This is a genomic window from Alteromonas sp. AO-Serp (assembly GCF_017849675.1).
In the GTDB taxonomy this organism is placed as follows: domain Bacteria; phylum Pseudomonadota; class Gammaproteobacteria; order Enterobacterales; family Alteromonadaceae; genus Alteromonas; species Alteromonas macleodii.
The window spans coordinates 1-18,926 of record NZ_JAFLMX010000272.1 but is presented as its reverse complement, the minus strand read 5'-3'; the positions used below and the strand labels follow the sequence as shown (position 1 = coordinate 18,926).

Here is an 18,926-nt window from a genome sequence, read left to right as displayed (position 1 = left end):
AGGATAGTTTTATGGAGTGGCTACTACCCGCTTTAGCGTTGGTACTTATTATAGAAGGAATAGGGCCGCTTCTTTTTCCTAATAAATGGCGCAATTATTTACTTCAGATAAGCCAACAGCCCAGCAATCAACTGCGTCAAATTGGTGGAACCCTTGTGATAATAGGCGCACTACTGCTGTTTTATTTCAGTTGAGTTAGCGCCCAGAACTAGGCATTAAGAGGCGTGAAGCGGTGTGAAAACGGACTTCACCAAACACTGGCACAAGTTTTACCATAATACATAGTACGAAAAGGAGTACGACTTTACCGTTGACTGAAAAGTGTGCTCTTAAACCTGTATTCAACATTCAGAGGTATATTTTCAGCCCTTTGAATACCTCATTAGCTTTTAAGCATCCAATGCCCGCGAATAATAGCAAAACGTTATATAAATGGGGCGTAGCGCAGACTGCGATAGACCGTCTGTTCAGCTTTTTTACCAGGTAATGTTTAGAAAGCTTTAAAAATTAGCGTCTTAGAATGTTTGTGCTGAAAAATAAGAAGCCAAGCCTTATTTCAAAAAGGCTCGAGCGGCAGTGGGTCATCTTTGTGATTTCAAAAATAAAAATAAAATAGTCGTATTTTTGTTCGAAAAAGAGATGATCCTTGCCCTAGAATTTTGTAGAATCCCCGCCTAATTTTCTTACACATATGATTCATGGCAAAGAACGTTGTGGTACTCGGCACTCAATGGGGTGACGAGGGTAAAGGCAAGGTCGTAGACCTACTCACTGATCGCGCAAAATATGTTGTTCGTTACCAAGGCGGACACAATGCAGGTCACACTCTAGTAATCGACGGTGAAAAAACCGTACTTCACTTAATCCCATCAGGCATCCTACGCGATAATGTTACCTGTATTATTGGTAACGGTGTTGTGCTAAGCCCTGACGCACTAATGAAAGAAATGACTATGCTTGAAGAGCGTGGCGTTCCAGTGCGCGAGCGATTAAAGATTAGTGAAGCTTGTCCGCTTATTCTTCCTTATCACATTGCACTAGACGTAGCGCGCGAAAAAGCCCGTGGCGCAAAAGCAATTGGTACAACCGGTCGTGGTATCGGTCCAGCGTATGAAGATAAAGTAGCCCGTCGTGGATTACGCGTTGGCGACTTGTTTAATGCAGAAGACTTCGCAGCAAAGCTGAAAGAAGTGCTAGACGTGCATAACTTCACGCTTACTCAGTACTATGGCGAAGAAGCAGTAGACTTTGACGAAACCTTAAAAGGTGCAATGGAAGTTGCTGACATTCTTAAAGCAATGGTTGTTGATGTAACTGACGAACTAGACAAAGCACACAATGCTGGCTTGCCTATTATGTTTGAAGGTGCACAAGGTACACTTCTAGACATCGATCACGGTACTTATCCTTATGTTACGTCGTCAAACACTACCGTGGGTGGTGTAGCAACGGGTGCTGGCTTTGGCCCACTTAAGCTAGATTACGTACTGGGTATTGTTAAAGCATACACTACGCGTGTAGGCTCAGGTCCTTTCCCTACTGAACTAGAATGTGAAGTAGGCCAACACTTAGGTGTTAAAGGTCACGAGTTTGGCGCGACCACAGGTCGTAAGCGCCGCACGGGTTGGTTCGATGCAGTTGCGATGAAACGCGCAGTACAAATCAACTCTATTACAGGTTTCTGCTTAACTAAGCTTGACGTACTAGACGGTCTTGAAAGCCTTCAAATTTGTGTAGGCTACAAAGATGCAGACGGTAACGTGAAAGACGTTCCACCTATGGCGGCTGACGGTTACGAAAAAGTGACGCCAGTTTATGAAGAAATGCCGGGTTGGACAGACAACACTTTTGGTGTAACTGAGTTTGAAGCGCTTCCACAAGCTGCAAAAAACTACATTAAGCGTCTTGAAGAGCTAACAGGTGTGCCGGTTGATATCGTTTCAACAGGCCCTGACAGAAACGAAACTATCGTTTTACGCAGCCCATACGACGCGTAATAGTTTCACATTAAATATGTTTAAAAGCCCAGTGTTCACTGGGCTTTTTTGTTTGTAATTTTTTGACCTTTTACTTTTATATAATCTTGTTATTGCTTCAACGTTAACTTTTTATACTTCTTAAGTGTAACGTCAGCCACTTGCACCTAAAATACGAGCTCATTAAACATTAATTAACAATTTAGTTGCGTTGTCTTCGAACATCCCTATTAATATAAGATAGTATCAGTTAATTATTGCGCTGCTTTGCCCGACAACAATCTTAAGACGAGCCATAGAATTGTTGCATTGGGTGTTATGCTATCGGAGCCTTCTTATGCCAAATAGACCTTCTCTTCACGCAGTGGAAACTGGCGTGTGTTTCGTTGACGTTGTTCACAAGCTTAACGACAGTTTCGATACAGGGAAAACCCAGTCCTTGGAGTGGCGTAAAAGCCAGTTAAAGGCATTAGAAACTTTACTGAAAGACAACCAGCACGACATTTTGCAGGCCCTTAAAAATGACCTGGGCAAATGTAAGACCGAAGCCATGGTAGCGGAACAAGGGTTTCTGCTTTCTGATATCAAGCATACGCTTAAGCATTTGGATAAATGGGCAAAGCCACGCAAAGTATCAACGCCCATGGTGGCATGGCCAGGTAAGAGCTTTCGCAAGCCTGAGCCGCTTGGCACTGTGCTTATTATCGGAGCGTGGAATTATCCGCTTCAGTTATTGCTTGCCCCTTATATCGCCGCTATTGCAGCGGGCAACTGTGCGGTATTGAAACCCTCTGAATTGGCTGAAGAAACCTCGTCGCTGGTGGCTAAGCTTATCCCCCAATATATGGATAATTCATGCGTTGCTGTAATAGAAGGCGGTAAAGATGAAGCGACGGCGCTACTTGCCTGCAAATGGGACCATATTTTTTACACCGGTGGTGAAGTGGTGGGCAAAATTGTCATGAGCGCCGCGGCCAAACATTTAACGCCAGTAACCCTTGAGCTTGGCGGTAAGAGTCCCTGTTTTGTTGATAAAAACACAAACCTTGCTGTCACCGCGCGCCGTTTAGTGTGGGGTAAATGGATGAATGCGGGCCAAACTTGTATTGCGCCTGACTATGTCATTGTTGAAAAGGGCTTTGAGCAAAAGCTTATTGGTGCGGTTAAAAAAGAGCTGAAAAAGCAATACGGCAAAGCACCTTTATCGTCACGAGATTACGGCAATATTGTTAATCATCGTCACTTAAAGCGTCTTGAAAGTTACCTTGAAAACGTCAATGTGGTGTATGGCGGCGAGCTAGATGAATCTCGTCCTGCAATGGCGCCTACCCTTGCACTGGAGCCATCGCTAGATAGCCCGCTAATGAAAGAAGAGATCTTCGGCCCTATTCTACCTATTATCACTGTTGACAACATGGAGGCGGGCATTAAGTTCGTGAACAGCAGGCCTAAGCCACTCGCACTTTATGCATTTAGTGATAAGGACGATGTGCTTGATAATATTATCAGCAAAACCAGTTCAGGCAGTGTGTGTACTAACGACACTATGCTGTTTATGACTAACCCTGAGTTGCCGTTTGGTGGCGTAGGAAATAGCGGCATGGGTAGCTATCATGGCCAAGCAGGTTTTGATACATTCAGCCATATTAAAACGGTAATGAAACGTTCATTCGCCCTCGACGTGTTCTTCCGTTATGCGCCGTTTTCTAAGTTTAAGCTGTCGTTGCTTAAGAAGTTTTTATAACAGGAGTTTCCATGGTTCAACCTTTTCATCTTGCCATTCCGGTCACTAATTTAACCGACGCAGAAGCGTTCTACGGTGAGTTGTTGGGTTGTGAAAAGGGCCGCAGTGATACCCAGTGGATAGATTGGAACTTCTTCGGCCATCAATTAGTGACCCATTGTGTAGAGGCTATGCCGTCGCCGCCTGCCTATAACGGGGTAGACGATCATGCTGTGCCGGTGCCGCACTTTGGCGTTGTGCTAACCATGGACGATTGGCAAGCACTGGCAAGTAAATTAGAGGCTGCCGATACCGAGTTTGTTATCGCACCTTACATTCGTTTTAAAGGTAAGCCGGGTGAACAAGCCACCATGTTTTTCAAAGACCCTTTCGGCAACGCGTTAGAGTTCAAAGCGTTCGCCGATATTTCTCAGCTTTTCGCTTCATAATAATGGGGGCAGTTGCTCTTTGCCGTACATCAAAGAGCTGTCTGATACTAGGCTAGCGCTTCTTCTTTTTTGGTTTGAAGCGCTTATATAAAAGCGCAACACCTGTAAGGGTGAACAAAAAGGCGCTGCCCGAAAAAGCAATTAACCACGGCGTGTTAAAGTTACTTCTGTCCTTGTAATCCATTATGTGCAACATCCACATAAAATCAAACAGCCGCCATGTGTCGGTACGTACGCGCAGAACACTGCCAGTGTTTGGGTCGATATAAAACCGCGAATTTAGGTCGTCATCGAAGTTTACCTGCCATAATGGCGCAGACAGGTTTTGCACTTCTTGAGGCAACACGCTTAATAGCCGGGTCTCACCAATATCGCCAGTACCTGCGTATTGCCCTTTTGCTGCATTACGAATAGCGCTTTCTTGCATGGTTTGCAAAGCTTCACCTGTTAATGCGCTGTAGCGATAGGCAATGTTGTCATCCACGACATGATAAACAGGAATAGCATCAAGCGTGTTTGGGTCAGCATGGTCTACTTCATTTATACGGTGAGTAAGTGAAAGTACGGCAGCGCTACTGTGGTGGCGCAAAATGTCTGAAGGGGTAACCGTAACGTTGTGCCACGACGTAGTGACGGCGTGTTTTAAGTGGTTGCCTCTTACTTCATCGATAGGTAACCACGCCATAACCAGACCACTTAAGAACCATAGACCAATTTGAATGAACAGTATGAAGCCCAGGTAGTTGTGCGCTTTGCGCATAAATTTCATCATCAGGTTTTTTGGTTTTATTATCAAAAGGCTATAACATCAGAAAACAATAACCGAGTAAACCGAAGAAGAGGGTGGTTTTGAATAAAGCATTAGTGCTGGTAGACGTACAAAATGTGTATTACACCTGCCGTCAGGCGTACAAACGCAACTTTAATTACAACCAGTTTTGGCTTGAACTTACCTACAACTTGGATATAGCCCATGCTTTCGCATACGCCATAGACAGGGGGGACAGCAAGCAGCGTGAATTTCAAAACATTCTTCGTGCTATTGGATTTGAAGTAAAGTTAAAGCCTTTCATTCAACGTGCTGACGGCTCGGCGAAAGGTGATTGGGATGTAGGTATAACAGTAGATGCACTTGAACACGCCGACGATGTTGATGAGATCATTTTGGTGTCGGGCGACGGCGATTTCGATATTCTTGTAAACGCCCTTAAAGCAAAAGGGAAAACCGTAACGGTGTACGGTGTTCCTGCATTAACGGCTGAAAGTATTCAAAAAGTGGCGTCTAAGTACGTGCCTATCGACGCCACGCTGTTGTTGTAGTTTTCAGCTTGTACTTTGTTCAAGGCTGAACTAATTACGCTGAGCTCTCAAAGCTACACTAGTGGAGCTCAGCTAATGTGGCTCAGCTAACAGCCCTGTGCTGATAAGGCTGTACTAATATGGTTGTACTAGGCTCTTACCTCGTCCGCTTTTTTCAGATGCGGCTTCTACACCCTCTTTAGTACGCTTAATTAAATGCACATCACCAAAGCGACGGTTATCTATGGTATAGCCCATTGCTTTAAGCTCATTTACCGTTGCCTCTGTAAACCCGTCGTGCATACGAATGGTGTCTTTGGGCAATAGCTGGTGATGAAAACGTGGTGAGTTCACGGCCTCTTCAGCGCTCATATCGTAAAGCAGGGCATTCAATAGCGACTGAGTTACTGACGAAATAATGGTAGTGCCGCCAGGAGAGCCTGTTACCAGTACCACTTGGTCGTCTTTAGTGACCAGCGTTGGCGTCATAGAAGACAGCATGCGCTTGTAAGGTTCAATAGCATTCGCCTCACCACCCACTGCGCCAAAGAAGTTAGGCACGCCAGGCTTAGCACTAAAATCGTCCATTTCATCATTCAACAAAAAGCCAGCGCCAGTCACAACAACACCGCTACCAAAAGTGAGGTTGATGGTCGTTGTATTGGCAACAGCGTTACCCCATCTGTCCATAATAGAGAAGTGTGTTGTATCTTCGCTTTCTTTTAAACCAGGCTTAACGCTTGGGGTATCAGAAATACTGGTAGGCTGAATATCTGCTGCGCGTTGAGTAATATAGTTAGCGTCAGTGAGCGCTTCTACCGGAACACTAACAAAATCAGGATCGCCCATGTATTCAGCGCGATCGGCAAACACGCGCTTACCAATTTCTGACATAACGTGAATGTATTCAGTACTGTTTTGCGCTGGCAAATCGTGCGTTGCGTCATAGGCTTCTAGCATGCCGATCCACTGGGCAACGGCAACACCACCAGAGCTTGGAGGAGGTGCGGTCACCAGCTCATAACCTTGCCAGTTTAGGTGAAGAGGTTTGCGCCACACTGCTTTGTAAGCCAGTAAGTCTTCATAGGTAATAAGGCCGCCGTTTTGCTGCATAAAATCAACAATATGCTTTGCTACATCGCCTTTATAAAAGCCATCCTTTCCCTGTTGCTGAATAGCTTTAAGCGTTTTCGCTAGCTCTGGCTGTTTGAAGGTAGTGCCTGCTTTAGCGTGTGCAAAATACTCGCTAAAGTTGTTATTGATAGAAGCTTCTTTGGTACGCTCAATATAGTGATCAATGTTATTGGCCAGCTTCTCGTGAACCACAAAACCTTGCTCGGCTAAATCAACGGCTGGTGCGAGTAGACGCTCCCAATCCAATGTGCCGTATTTTTTGTGCGCGGCCCACATACCAGCAACGGTACCAGGAATGCCAGACGCTTTAGCCCCAAACAAAGACTCGTACGGTTTTACGTCACCTTGCTCGTCAAGATACATATCGCGATGCGCATTTTCAGGTGCCATTTCACGGTAATCTAAAAAGTCGGTGCTATCTTCAAACTTTATTGTCATAAAGCCGCCACCGCCTACGTTGCCCGCCTCAGGTAGAGTAACAGCCAAGACAAACTGTGCCGTAATAGCAGCATCAATTGCGTTACCACCTTCTTGGAGTACCTGCATTGCAGCATCGGCACTGTAGCTGTCAGGCATGGCAACGGCCTGTTGGCTAAGCCCTACTGTATTGTTGCTAGCACTATCAACAGGGGGATTTGGCGCATGGGAACACGCTGCCACTACTGAAATAAATGCCACTATTACCGAGATAAACCCGATGTTAGCTATCCGCTTTTTCATTACAAACTCCTTGTTACAGACATTGCTAAACCTTTGCGATTAGCAACTGACTTCCAGCAAACTTTAATCAACGGCATTAACCAAGCATGACCAAGCTTGCTACAAAATAGGCAATAAGCGTAAGTGCGCCCGCAAATAGTGCGTAGGGAAACTGAGTTTTAACGTGCGTTAATACGTCAGTACCTGCTGCTAGCGAAGATACGGCAGTAGTGTCGGAAATAGGTGAACAGTGATCACCAAATATGCCGCCCCCCAAAATAGCGCCAATGACCAGTGAAGGGGGTAACCCTAAACTTTGAATCAGCGGCACACCAATAGGAATTAGGATGGCGAATGTGCCCCATGACGTGCCTGTGGTAAACGACATGATCGCTCCGGCAATAAATAGCATGGGAACAATAAGCACTAAAGGAAGATACTCTCCCACTATGCCCGCAACAAACACGCCTGTTCCAAGCACCTTAAGGCTATTGCCTAAGGTTAACGACAGTAACACTATGGTTACTAGAGGAAGTAGTTCACCCATCCCTTTAAAACCAATTTCTACCGCTTCCTTGTGGGTAAAACGTTTGTGGATTAAGAGCTGGCCATAGGCAATGGCAGTGGCTAAAGCAGTAGCGTAAAGTACAGATTTGCTCCCGCTGCCTTCAGACAATACCCCATTACCTGTCCAGAACATGAAGCCAACCATGCTTAATACCATTATTATTAGCGGTACCAACATAAAACGTGCCTTGGTGGCAGGTTCCGTAGTTTGGTTAACCTCTACATGCGTGAGTGCTTTTTCTTCCTCAGCCATGGGGCCGTGCACTTTGTCAGCGGAAATAGTGTAGGCCACAATAAGTAAGGTGAAGATAGCGTAAAAGTTAAAAAATACGCTGCCCCATAAAATTGAGGCTGACGAAGCTGGTAGCTCGTATGCATCGAGCAGGCTGAGTATAAATGCCCCCCAGCCGTTCAATAAAATCAAAATGCAAACGGGCGCGCTGGTGGAGTCGATGATGTAGGCTAAGCGCGCGCGGCTCATGCCGAAACGGTCAAACAGACCTCGGGCGAATATGCCGGCAGTGAGCACACTTAAGTTTGATTCTATGAATACAGCGATGCCAGTGAACATGGTCAAGCCGCCAACTTGTTTGCGACTCTTCGCTACCCCTTTGTTTACTAGAAAGTTGACCGTTGCCGTTACTCCGCCAGAGTCACGTATAAATGCGAGCAACGCGCCCACTAGTACAGAGAAAATAAGCACCCGTGTATTGCCCGGACTCGCGGCGGTATCAACCACGCGCTCTATGGCATTAATGGGCGCCATATAGCTGCTAGCGATATCAGCATTTACCAAAATTAACGCTTCCGCGCACAAAACAGCCAGCGCTAATGCGAGTATGACTTCTTTTTTCCAAAAGACGACGGCAATAGCCACAAGAGGGGGGATGACTGACATCCAATCCATACTTCTTTCCAAACTTAAATTTATGTGTGCCTAGGACTTGTTGAGCTTTGATAAGTTACTACGCTCTACTTGCCCTATAGGTATGTCTATTTGCGTAAGAGAATGTGTGATTGCAGTTCAAAGTTGGCGAACATGCTTCTCTCATTTATGCTAGCGTACCGTATTGTGCTTCGTGTTACCAAGGATTAGATAAACATTGTTATTCCAGCAAGTTATTTGTAAAAAACGTGCTTCATTGATGGGCCTTAGCGCTATCTTGTCAGGCATACTCATTTTATTAAGTGCTTCACTGTTTACTGCTAGCGCAACCGCTCAATCTGAAAGTGCTAACGCTTCGAATAATCCTAAGCCCAGCGCTGATGCCGAAACAATTCGCGCTGTAAAAAACATGCTCGGGCAAAAAATCATTTTGGATTTTCGCTATTTCTGTGAAGACAATACGCCGTCTTCGCGCTGCCGTACGCCCATGACCGTAATTCCACCGTCACTTTTAAATGTGCTTAGTACGCACAACATCGGCGGTGTTATTTTGTTTTCAGAGAACATTCAAAATACCGAGCAGTTAATTACGCTCAATTACACCATGCAGCAGCATATGGTAAAAGCAGGTCGTCAGCCGTTATTTATTGCTGTCGATCAAGAAGGGGGCAGAGTAGCAAGGTTGCCTTCAGACATGCTCTCGCCGTTTGCGGGTAACATGGCCATTGGCGCCACTTTTCATCAGCGAGGCAGCGCATTTGCGCAAAGTGTGGCATCTCATATTGGCCAAACGCTTTTACCGCTGGGAATAAACACCAATTTTGCGCCGTCGGTTGATGTAAATAGCGAGCCGAAGAACCCCGTTATTAACGTACGCAGCTTTTCGGAAAATCCAGAGCAGGTAGCCGCACTAGGGCAGACATTTGTCAGTGCTATGCAAAGTACAGGTGTAATGAGCGCTATCAAACATTTTCCAGGCCATGGTGATACCCATGTAGATAGCCACAGTGGCCTGCCGCAAGTAACGCATAGCAAAGCGCAAGCTATGGCGGGTGACATCCTTCCTTTTGCGAATATCATTAATAGTGCAACGCCTCCTGCAATGGTAATGAGTGCACACATTCAGTACCCGTCTTTAGACGATACGACAATTATTGATAAGCATGGTAAGTCACAAATAGTTCCTGCTACTTTGTCGAAGAAGATACTAAGCAATTTGCTTCGCAACCAATTAGGATATCAAGGCCTTATCGTTACTGACGCGTTAGACATGGCAGGTATTACTCAGTTTTTCTCCCATGAAGAAGCATTAGTCAGTGCTTTCAGCGCAGGTGCTGATATTGCGCTTATGCCGTTCACCATAAGAAACCAAGACGACATAAAAAAGTTCGCGTTACTTTTGGATAATGCAGCAAATCGAATGTCGGAAAGCGCTTTCTTGAAAGCGTCTCATAATCGTATTATTAAGGCAAAACAGCGCTTTGCTTTGCAAAGTTTTATTTCCAAGCCCATGTCATGGTGGCTCAATGAAGCGAAAGAAAATGCTTCAATGAATAACCCTAACAGTTTGAAAAACCGAGGAATTCAAATTGAGAAAGCGCTTTCTAAATCGTCAGTTTCTGTACTCTTCGGGAAGGATGAGTTGCCAATAACTTCAAATCGCTGGTTGGCGCTTATGCCAGACGCAGCAAGATGTTTAGCATTTGAAGCCGCGCTTACACGCGCACGTTCCAACTTCAACAATAAGACTCTGGAGTTTGCGTGTTTGCCGTTAACTGCGTTACCTAAAACCCAATTAGCAATGAATCTACTAAAACAAGCTGACGTGCTGGTGGTTGGTAATATTAGTCCGCTACATGCTAACTATGAATTAGGAGGAGTCGATTTACCTGAGCATGTGAAACGACGCGCAAGCGAGACTGAGGTGATGGCATTTAGCAAAAAAATAATGGTTGCTGCGAAAGCACAGAATAAAACCGTGGTCTTTGCTCCACTGCGCATGCCATATAAAGCGCATGACGTGAAAGAGCTAGCCGATGTTGCTATTGCTACATTTAGTTATGCAGTGAACATTACACAGCAAAGTGACAAAGAAAATCAGCACGTTACGAGCTATAGTCTTAATGCTTTGGTTGATGTAATACTTGGTAGCGCGCTCGCTGAGGGACGTTCACCTGTTTCGTTGAAATAGGTGGCCACGCGAAAGCAGAGACCAAGACCAAAGATATTGCCCATTTAAGTGCGAACAAAGAGCCATTTCAAAAGCCATTTCAAAAGGAAGTATCGTGAATACAACAAATACATCAGGTGCTACGCAAACTTCATTAGTCGATACGGTATTAAGTGCGTTGTTCCCTTTTGTTCCGCTTCTTGTCGCTATTGTATTGGTAATAAGTGCGCTCATCGCACTGCACTACCTTCTGCTAGCCAAGCAGAGCCATCTTACTAGTGAGCGGAAGTTACCTCGCCAAGTTGGAATGTTGGTACTTACTATCATTGGCGCTGTTGTAATTGCAATGACGCTCCCTGTAAGTGAGAGTACTAGAAATCAGGTTATTGCACTTATCGGCGTACTTATATCAGGTGTGATTGCCTTTTCTTCTACCACCATGGTAGGGAATTTGATGGCGGGGATCGTACTTCGTGTAAATCGTCCGTTTAAAGTGGGTGACTTTATCAAGGTAGAAGGCTACAGCGGTCGCGTTACCGAAATGGGCTTGCTCGATGTGGAAATTCAGACTGAGAGCAGAGAGCTTATTGCCTTTGCCAATACGCTGATGGTGAATTCGCCCGTTTCTGTGACCAGAGCGTCTGGCGCAATTGTTAGTGTGGATATCAGCTTAGGTTACGATATTCATCACAGCATTATTGAAAAGCACTTACTTGTTGCAGCTGAAAATGCTCAGCTGTTAGAGCCATTTGTACAAGTAGTTGGGTTAGGCGACTTTTCAGTAAGTTATCGCATTTCAGGTCTACTAACCGAAGTAAAGAGTTTGCTGAGCGCGCGTTCAAGACTTCACAAAGCCGTACTCGACGCTTTGCATAATGCCGATATTGAAATTGTTTCTCCTAGCTTTATGAATCAACGCCCCCAACCTGACGGCTTGAAAATGATAGCTAAATCGCCTGGACACACTAAACAAGAAGAAGCATCTCCTGAAGACGTTATTTTTGACAAAGCTGAAGAGGCCGAGCAAAAAGAAAAAAGTAAAGAAACGCTGATGCAGACGATCGCCGATATTGATGCAAAAATCGCTGAGAGTGACGGCGAAAACAGAGATGAGCTTAAACATCAAAAAGCCACCGCTGAAGCTCAGCTCGCAGCTTTGGTAAAAACAAAAAATGAAGAAGGTTAGTTTTTACTAACTTTTTTAGCTTCCATTAAATCTGGGGCTATGCGGGTGTGAGTATTTACTTACGCATTATGTGGTAAGTTTAGTATCGCTAACACTTCCTCCACATTTACCTTGATATGATACCTCAAATTCTCAAAGCTAAAGGTGCTTATCTGTCGATCAATCCGTGTCGTCGTAAAGCAAATAGGCCTTTCGTATTTCTCTAAATTTATTTAAATCTTTCTGCCAACTTTGGCGAATTTCTGTAGGCGTTTTGCCAGTCTGAATTTGAATTCGTAGTGCATCAGTGCCCGCTAATTTGTCGAAGAAATCTGGGCGAGTAAAGAAGGTTTCTTCAGAGGCATTACTGGCGCTGATCATCTTGTTATATTCAGAAAAACGAGAATAGGCATCTGTCAATGTAGCGATATCTAAGCCACTAATTGGTGAGCGCTTGTGAGTTGTTTGCTTAGAGTCAGAGCCTTCAAAGATCGTTGGATCAGCATAAGAAAAGACATGTGCACTTAGCAGAGTATTTTCATGTTTAGGGTGGGGCGCTGCGCTATTTGCATTTACCGGTATCTCGGTTTTACCAAATTCAACAAACGGGTGGCCAATAAGTTGGAAGGGAAAGTCAGTGCCGCGACCTATACTCACGTCGGTGCCCTCAAAAAAGCACAGCGTTGGGTAAAGGCGTATCGATAAATCGTTTGGCAGGTTAGGGCTAGGCGCTACGGGCAATGAATAATGTGCAGTGCGTTGATAATCCTGCACTGGGACAACGGTAAGCTTAGCGTTGTCATAACTGCTCACGTCAATATCTAACCACTGTTCCCCCACAATCATTTGAGCAAGTTCGCCCAAGGTCATACCGTGTAAGACGGGAATAGGATGCATGCCAATGAACGACGAAAATTCAGATTGAAGTACTGGGCCGTCAACATAACGGCCGTTAGGATTTGGCCTATCTAACACGATAACGTCGATATTACGCGCAAATGCCGCCTCCAACACATAGTGCAAGGTGCTTAAATAGGTATAAAAGCGTACGCCTACATCCTGAATATCGAAAACAATCACGTCGATGCCATCCAACATGTCGGGGGTAGGCTTTTTGGTTGCGCCGTAAAGGGAGTGAATAGGTATACCGGTTTTAGCATCAATATTGCTATCTACTTTTTCGCCGGCGCCTTTGTCTCCTCTAAATCCGTGCTCCGGCGACATAATACTTACAACATTAACACTGCGTTGAAGAAGGGCATCAAGCAGGTGCTGATTGCGCTGGCTTGTCTTTATCTTATTTTTTTGTGCAGCCAAGCTGTTGCTCGATTCGCGCTCTTCAGGCTCAACCGTGCTAGAAGGCAATGCGCTGTGGCTCGAAACCAACGCGCTTTGGTTTACCACCAAACTAACCCGTTTACCTGCTAGCAAGGGCAGGTATTTCGAATAGCGTTCAGCGCCTACAGTAAACGGCTTAGTGCTTGATACAGGCTGCTTTTCTATTAGTGTAGGATGCTTCGCGTTGCCACCTGTATCACTTGTATATACATGTGTAGATAAGCTTTGCTGTGCACAGCCGTTAAGCGATAAGCTAATTAGTGCTGAAGATAGTATTGCAATGAATGCGCTCGACGTTAGGCGTCTAAAAACCTTGTTCAATGTGACCGAAGTTAAAACTTTCATAGCATTAGGCTACCGTGGTTATTCGCTTTTATTCACGGCGGAACGTAAATACCCACCGCTAGCATCTAATTGAGCGGCGGCCTGCTCGGCAGATTGCCCCGTTAATACCATTAAAATAGCAACTTTAGCTTTGTTGTTACACGCACTAAGCGCTGCTAAAGCAGCATTTTCACTGCAGTCCGTAGCCTGCATAACTATGCGAAGCGCACGGGCTTTTAGTTTTTCGTTAGTGGCATTCACATCTACCATTAAGTTTTGATAGGTTTTCCCCAGCTTAATCATTGTGCTGGTGCTAATCATATTAAGAATTAGCTTTTGCGCCGTACCCGACTTCATGCGCGTACTGCCAGTAAGTGCCTCGGGCCCAACAACTGGGCATATAGCTACATCAGCATGGGTAAAAATAGCGGCGTTAGGGCTACATGCAATAGCGCCAGTAAAGCAGCCAAGCGAACGGGCATATTCCAGTGCGCCACTTACATAGGGTGTACGACCGCTTGCCGAAATACCAATAACGGTATCGTTGTGGTTTAAGGACAGCGCTACAAGATCAGCACGCCCCGCGTCGACGTCATCTTCTGCACCTTCTACGGCGTGCTGAATGGCTTTTTCACCGCCAGCTATCACGCCAACAACCAGTTCATCAGGCACGCTAAACGTTGGGCGGCACTCTACGGCATCAAGTATGCCCAGCCTGCCGCTGGTCCCCGCGCCTATATAAACAAGCCTGCCACCATTTCTAATGCTAGTGGTTGCAGCATCCACCGCTTTTCCAATTTGCGGAATTTGCGAGGTAACTGCGTTTGCCACTTTCGCGTCTTCGTTGTTAATGCGGGCAAGAATGCCTTCCGTGCTTAGTGTGTCTATATCGAGGGTGTCTGGGTTTCTGCCTTCGGACACAATTTTATTCAGTGACTGGGCTAATTCGTTAACGGTGGGTTTATTACCTGCCGCTTCATTGTCAGTACTGACTGTATTTTTAATACTGGCGTTGGCGGATGATTCTGAAGTAGAAGAATTGTGCGAAGACATTGAAAACCTTGGGGCAACGAAATTGTGATAATGAGCTAGCGCAAAGCATAACGGTATTTTATGCCATAAGAAACCTTGCGTTAGATGATACGTTTTTCATTATTAATCCTGCGCAGCTAATACGTTTCTCGTGGTACACTTTGGCTTTCGATATTCTTTCTCATTAAACATTTAAGGAACGTGTTTTTCTGTGAGCCGACAAACGCAAGCTATCATTCATGCTGATGCCCTTTTACATAATTTTAAAGCCCTTGCTGCTTTAGCGCCCTCAAGTCAGTCTATGGCGGTAGTAAAGGCCGATGCTTATGGTCATGGAGCAGTAAATGTTGCGCGCATTCTTCAGCATGTTTCTTCGCGTTTTGCCGTAGCAATAATTGAAGAAGCCATTGCGCTTCGCGACGCGGGAATTTCTGCGCCTATTGTGGTGTTAGAAGGGGCACATCAGGCAAAAGAGTGCCAAATGGCATTTCAGCATAACTGTATATTAGTTATGCACTGCGAAGAACAGCTTACGTGGTTAGAAAGCTGCCCCGAACAGCAGCGCCCGCATATTTGGCTTAAAGTGGATAGCGGCATGCACCGGTTGGGTTTTGCCCTTTCCGATATCGAAGGGATTGCTGATAAGTACAATCATTTACTTAGCGAGCAAACGGTTATTGCTACGCACTTTGCGTGCGCTGACGATGTAGATAATAACTTTACCAACACGCAAATCGATGCGTTCAATCAAGTAGCGAGTAAATTGGGCTTGCCAACCAGCGTGGCTAATTCTCCCGCCACGGTAAACTGGCCTGCAAGTCGAAATGCTTGGAACCGTTTAGGTGTGGGGGTTTATGGCGGTGCCGTTTCTACCTCACAAAATCTCGACATTGAAATCTACCCTGCCATGACACTTCGCTCCAGTGTATTAGCGGTACGAACCATACCGGCAGGCGAGGGAATTGGTTATGGTCAAACCTGGGTAGCAAGTAAGCCCAGCAAAATTGCAACCGTTGGCATTGGTTATGCCGATGGCTATCCAAGACACTGCAAAAACGGTACGCCGGTAATGATTAGAGGTAAACGCGCCTATTTAGCTGGCCGCGTTTCTATGGACATGATCACAATCGATGTAACTCATATCGACAACGTCGCGGTGGGCGATGAAGTTGAACTCTGGGGGCAGAATGTGCCAATTCAGGAAGTTGCGGCTAATGCTGACACTATCGACTACGAATTAATGACCCGCGTTTCTCAACGGGTGCCGCGCATTGTAAAATACCTTTAACTTTCAAAGCAGTGCCAATTTGGCCAATCTTTATATAAGTTTTAATAAAGCACTATTCATTAAAAGAATGAGACTTTTACCCCCATTTTGAGCCTATACTATATCGGCTTGGTTGCGGGATTGCGGTGAATGTTTCGCCTCCAACTGTGCTGAGCAACAACTCATAAGTGAGGTTTGTATGCGTACTTCGTTTTCTCGTCCAAGAGTGAACCGTGGAGTAGTAAGTCGACCGTCAAGACCTGTTCAGAAGAAGCAATAGGTTTGTTGTAGGCGTCTAGGAATACAAATAAAAGATACAAGAAAGCCCGGTTAGGTTGTGCCTAACCGGGCTTTTTATTTGTTGCCCTAATCATCGCTGCTGTCTCTTTTTGAGGGGAGTAACAGCGAAAATTTATGACCGAATGGCAAAGACTGGCTGAGTAAATTTAGCTGTTTTGTGCGCGAAGCTCGCTGTCTAAGCACTGTTTTAGGCTGTTTTCAGCACGATTTTCCATGTGATTGGTATCGGCGTTGTTTGACTCAGCGTTTGCCTTTTTTGATTCAGATTCGCCTTGCACTGGGAAGTAACGCTCTGGTCTATGGTTAAGCGAAATAACCATGTTCAAACAAAATGCGGCTAAAATTGAAATCAGCACTAAAGGCCAAGCGATGAAAAACAGAGCACTAAGTAATATACAGCTATCTACGGTTAGCTGGAATGTACCGGCTCTAATATTGAAACGCTGTTGTAAATAGAACGCCATAATACCAACGCCACCAAGGCTTGAGCTATGACGAAACATCATCAGCATACCTACACCAATTAAAATACCGCCAAATACCGCCGCAAAAAATGGGTTTACGTGGCTAATATCCACAAACGCTGGAATTTGCTCGGTTAGTACAGAAACTGTGGTGACGGATATAAAGGTATTAATGGTGAAACGCTTGCTAATTTGCGTCCAAGCTAGGGTGTAAAACGGTAAGTTAATCAGAAAGAATAGCAAGCCGAAGTCCATATCTACGGCATAAGTACCTAACAGCGCTAAGCCGGCCGCGCCACCTACCATTAAGTCTTGAGACTGAAATAAATATACGCCAAAAGCAACAAACAAGCCGGCGCTTATCAGGGCGAAAACATCCTCGATGACACTGTGTTTTGTTTTTTGCATAAGAAAAAGTTTGCGTTAAGAAGACACAGCGTAATTATACGTTTACAACACAGTAGGTTACAGCTAGATGAAAAGTTAACTCGGTGCGATAAATGGCGGAAGGTAAGTTTGCCTTTACGACTTTTAGCGCACCGGTGAATAGGGTGTTGCGTCGATGTAAACGTTGCACCAAGCTGGTTCACATAAAACGCAAAAAGTAGAGGTAGCTGCTAGGGAGTCTGATTACTCAACAATAGAGAATACAACGGTATCTTGCTTATTAAACTCTACACTGCATTTCATAATGCCTAAGTGTAGCGGGCTATATGCTTCAATTTTGCTGCCATTTGCAACAAACTCTGTATCCCACAACAATAAGTTTGCAGTATCTAGCTGGCGTTCGACACTTTTTTTCGATACGCCAGGCGTAAAATTATCGCAGAGAATTATGACTTCGCGCCTTGCTTCTATCCAATAAAACGTCGTAGTGATCAACAGTGCTATTGCCGCTATTGCAACAACATCATCAATAATGGAACGCTTCATGGCCTGCACGTGCTACTTCTCCTCTACTTCCTTACACTATTCATTTAAAACCTTGCCGCAAAAAATATCGCAACGACAAGGCGCACTTATATAAAGTGCAATTAGGTGGTTTGGATCAAATCCCACTTATTGCCAAACTTATCTCTAAAGATGGCTACCGTACCATACACTTCTTCCCGAGGGGTTTCTAAAAATGCCACCCCTTTGCTTTGCATGGCATTGAAGTCGCGCCAGAAGTCGTCAGTATTCAAAATTAAAAATACTTTATCGGCGGCTTGGCTGCCAATGAGTGCCCTTTCTGTGTCATTTTTTGCTTGCGCCAACAACAAGCTCGTAGCACTGTGTGGTGGGGTTACCAGAACAAAACGCGAGTTTTCGCCGGTTACTTTGTCTTCGGTTAAGGTAAAGTTTAAAGCCGTGGTGAAGTATTCAACGGCACTGTCGTAGTCGTCTACAAAAAAAGTAACGGCAGAGAGGTTTTGCGTCATAAATCAGGATCACTTTGAAAGTTAAGCTAAGTTAGCTGCGCATACTACCTAAAAGCTGACTGAGCTGAAATGCGGGTTGTCAATTATTGCATGAAGTTGAGCGATTTCATTAAGCGCAATATTTTGCTTGGTTTTGTCGATGGACATTTGAATACACTCTGTGGCCACGTCGTTGCGTTTATCTATAACTGTGGTCAATGCTTTACCGTTTATCGTATTTCCGTCTTTTAATACTATGCTCACCTCAAGCCCATACATGCAGGCAATTTCGATGTAGTCGTAAAGCTGGCACGCTATGTTCACATATTCCCCTATTCGCTGTTCAAGTGGCGACCAATTAGTAGAGTAGACCTGACGTTCACAGCAAAACTTTCCGCATCTACCGCGCATACATAGCACTTCACTTTCCACAGTAAACGACCAATGTTTAATACCAGTCCGCATAGATCATTTCCCACTCAGCGAGATTTAAAATGTTCGTAATCGCGGCGTGTTACCGCAGGTATAGTGGTTCTACATCAAGGTGACACAACAAAGAGTACGGACATTTTAAACTCGCCCTTCGGGAAGGTCTGGCAAGCTTCCTAGCTTCATTCTGGGAATTTGAAAGGGAACACCATTCCTGCATTCCCACGCTTCGCCAGGAAACTTGCCAGCGCCTTCTGAGTGGGCAATCATCTATGCGGATTGGTATAAATACAAGATACAGACA

18 protein-coding genes are annotated in these 18,926 nt (G+C 45.1%); 8 read left to right on the top strand and 10 right to left on the bottom strand.

The genetic code is table 11. From position 1 onward, the window contains the following. Positions 1-11: 11 nt before the first annotated feature. From QVA83_RS17905 to QVA83_RS17890, 4 genes are all read left to right on the top strand, one after another. Positions 12-194 carry a DUF2065 domain-containing protein gene (locus QVA83_RS17905; protein ID WP_014948108.1) on the top strand — a complete coding sequence of 61 codons (183 nt, stop codon included), beginning with the start codon at positions 12-14 and terminating at the stop codon, positions 192-194. Positions 195-698: 504 nt separating this feature from the next. Next, positions 699-1,997 (top strand): adenylosuccinate synthase, encoded by a 1,299-nt coding sequence (locus QVA83_RS17900; RefSeq protein ID WP_014948109.1) that lies wholly within the window; start codon positions 699-701, stop codon positions 1,995-1,997. Positions 1,998-2,313: 316 nt separating this feature from the next. Next, complete coding sequence (locus QVA83_RS17895) at positions 2,314-3,720, top strand: aldehyde dehydrogenase family protein (RefSeq protein ID WP_156077830.1); 1,407 nt, start codon at positions 2,314-2,316, stop codon at positions 3,718-3,720. A gap of 11 nt (positions 3,721-3,731) precedes the next feature. Then, entirely contained in the window at positions 3,732-4,148 is a 417-nt protein-coding gene (locus tag QVA83_RS17890; protein ID WP_049588357.1) for a VOC family protein, read from the top strand. A 52-nt stretch (positions 4,149-4,200) separates the two neighbouring features. Here the strand turns inward: QVA83_RS17890 and QVA83_RS17885 are convergent, their stop codons facing one another. Further along, the gene (locus tag QVA83_RS17885; protein WP_287498771.1) at positions 4,201-4,908 is read right to left on the bottom strand and encodes a PepSY domain-containing protein; all 708 of its coding nucleotides are present in this window, start codon (positions 4,906-4,908) and stop codon (positions 4,201-4,203) included. Between the two features lie 89 nt (positions 4,909-4,997). Between QVA83_RS17885 and QVA83_RS17880 the strand changes: the two genes are divergently transcribed. Continuing rightward, entirely contained in the window at positions 4,998-5,468 is a 471-nt protein-coding gene (locus tag QVA83_RS17880; protein WP_287498770.1) for a LabA-like NYN domain-containing protein, read from the top strand. A 114-nt stretch (positions 5,469-5,582) separates the two neighbouring features. Here the strand turns inward: QVA83_RS17880 and ggt are convergent, their stop codons facing one another. Together ggt and QVA83_RS17870 are read right to left on the bottom strand one after the other, a co-directional pair. Beyond that, complete coding sequence (ggt, locus tag QVA83_RS17875) at positions 5,583-7,301, bottom strand: gamma-glutamyltransferase (protein WP_156077831.1); 1,719 nt, start codon at positions 7,299-7,301, stop codon at positions 5,583-5,585. Positions 7,302-7,377: 76 nt separating this feature from the next. Continuing rightward, entirely contained in the window at positions 7,378-8,754 is a 1,377-nt protein-coding gene (locus QVA83_RS17870; RefSeq protein ID WP_156077832.1) for a Na+/H+ antiporter NhaC family protein, read from the bottom strand. Positions 8,755-8,950: 196 nt separating this feature from the next. Here QVA83_RS17870 and QVA83_RS17865 point away from each other — a divergent pair, with 196 nt between their 5' ends. Then, entirely contained in the window at positions 8,951-10,924 is a 1,974-nt protein-coding gene (locus QVA83_RS17865) for a glycoside hydrolase family 3 N-terminal domain-containing protein (protein WP_287498769.1), read from the top strand. Positions 10,925-11,018: 94 nt separating this feature from the next. Then, a complete protein-coding gene (locus QVA83_RS17860; protein WP_156077834.1) occupies positions 11,019-12,089 on the top strand; it encodes a mechanosensitive ion channel family protein in 1,071 nt (356 codons plus the stop codon). 159 nt (positions 12,090-12,248) lie between these two features. Here the strand turns inward: QVA83_RS17860 and QVA83_RS17855 are convergent, their stop codons facing one another. Next, positions 12,249-13,751 carry an exo-beta-N-acetylmuramidase NamZ family protein gene (locus tag QVA83_RS17855; RefSeq protein ID WP_287498768.1) on the bottom strand — a complete coding sequence of 501 codons (1,503 nt, stop codon included), beginning with the start codon at positions 13,749-13,751 and terminating at the stop codon, positions 12,249-12,251. A gap of 18 nt (positions 13,752-13,769) precedes the next feature. Then, positions 13,770-14,783 carry an N-acetylmuramic acid 6-phosphate etherase gene (gene murQ / locus QVA83_RS17850; RefSeq protein ID WP_287498767.1) on the bottom strand — a complete coding sequence of 338 codons (1,014 nt, stop codon included), beginning with the start codon at positions 14,781-14,783 and terminating at the stop codon, positions 13,770-13,772. A gap of 190 nt (positions 14,784-14,973) precedes the next feature. Here murQ and alr point away from each other — a divergent pair, with 190 nt between their 5' ends. Then, positions 14,974-16,050 carry an alanine racemase gene (alr, locus tag QVA83_RS17845; RefSeq protein ID WP_287498766.1) on the top strand — a complete coding sequence of 359 codons (1,077 nt, stop codon included), beginning with the start codon at positions 14,974-14,976 and terminating at the stop codon, positions 16,048-16,050. 425 nt (positions 16,051-16,475) lie between these two features. On the opposite strand, the gene QVA83_RS17840 is transcribed toward alr, so the two are convergent. The 5 genes from QVA83_RS17840 to QVA83_RS17820 all read right to left on the bottom strand — a co-directional run bounded on the left by QVA83_RS17840 (position 16,476) and on the right by QVA83_RS17820 (position 18,892). Then, positions 16,476-17,201, bottom strand: a complete 726-nt coding sequence (locus QVA83_RS17840; RefSeq protein ID WP_287498765.1) for a YitT family protein — start codon at positions 17,199-17,201, stop codon at positions 16,476-16,478. Positions 17,202-17,423: 222 nt separating this feature from the next. Next, positions 17,424-17,735, bottom strand: a complete 312-nt coding sequence (locus tag QVA83_RS17835) for a hypothetical protein (RefSeq protein WP_353844115.1) — start codon at positions 17,733-17,735, stop codon at positions 17,424-17,426. A gap of 92 nt (positions 17,736-17,827) precedes the next feature. Beyond that, on the bottom strand, positions 17,828-18,214 hold the full coding sequence (locus QVA83_RS17830) for a VOC family protein (RefSeq protein WP_287498764.1): 387 nt from the start codon (positions 18,212-18,214) through the stop codon (positions 17,828-17,830). A gap of 48 nt (positions 18,215-18,262) precedes the next feature. Further along, positions 18,263-18,658: a Rho-binding antiterminator gene (locus QVA83_RS17825; protein WP_287498763.1), complete on the bottom strand. Its 396-nt coding sequence runs from the start codon at positions 18,656-18,658 to the stop codon at positions 18,263-18,265. Positions 18,659-18,763: 105 nt separating this feature from the next. Then, positions 18,764-18,892, bottom strand: coding sequence for a hypothetical protein (locus tag QVA83_RS17820; protein ID WP_287498762.1), 129 nt, complete (start codon positions 18,890-18,892; stop codon positions 18,764-18,766). Between the last annotated feature and the right edge of the window lie 34 nt (positions 18,893-18,926).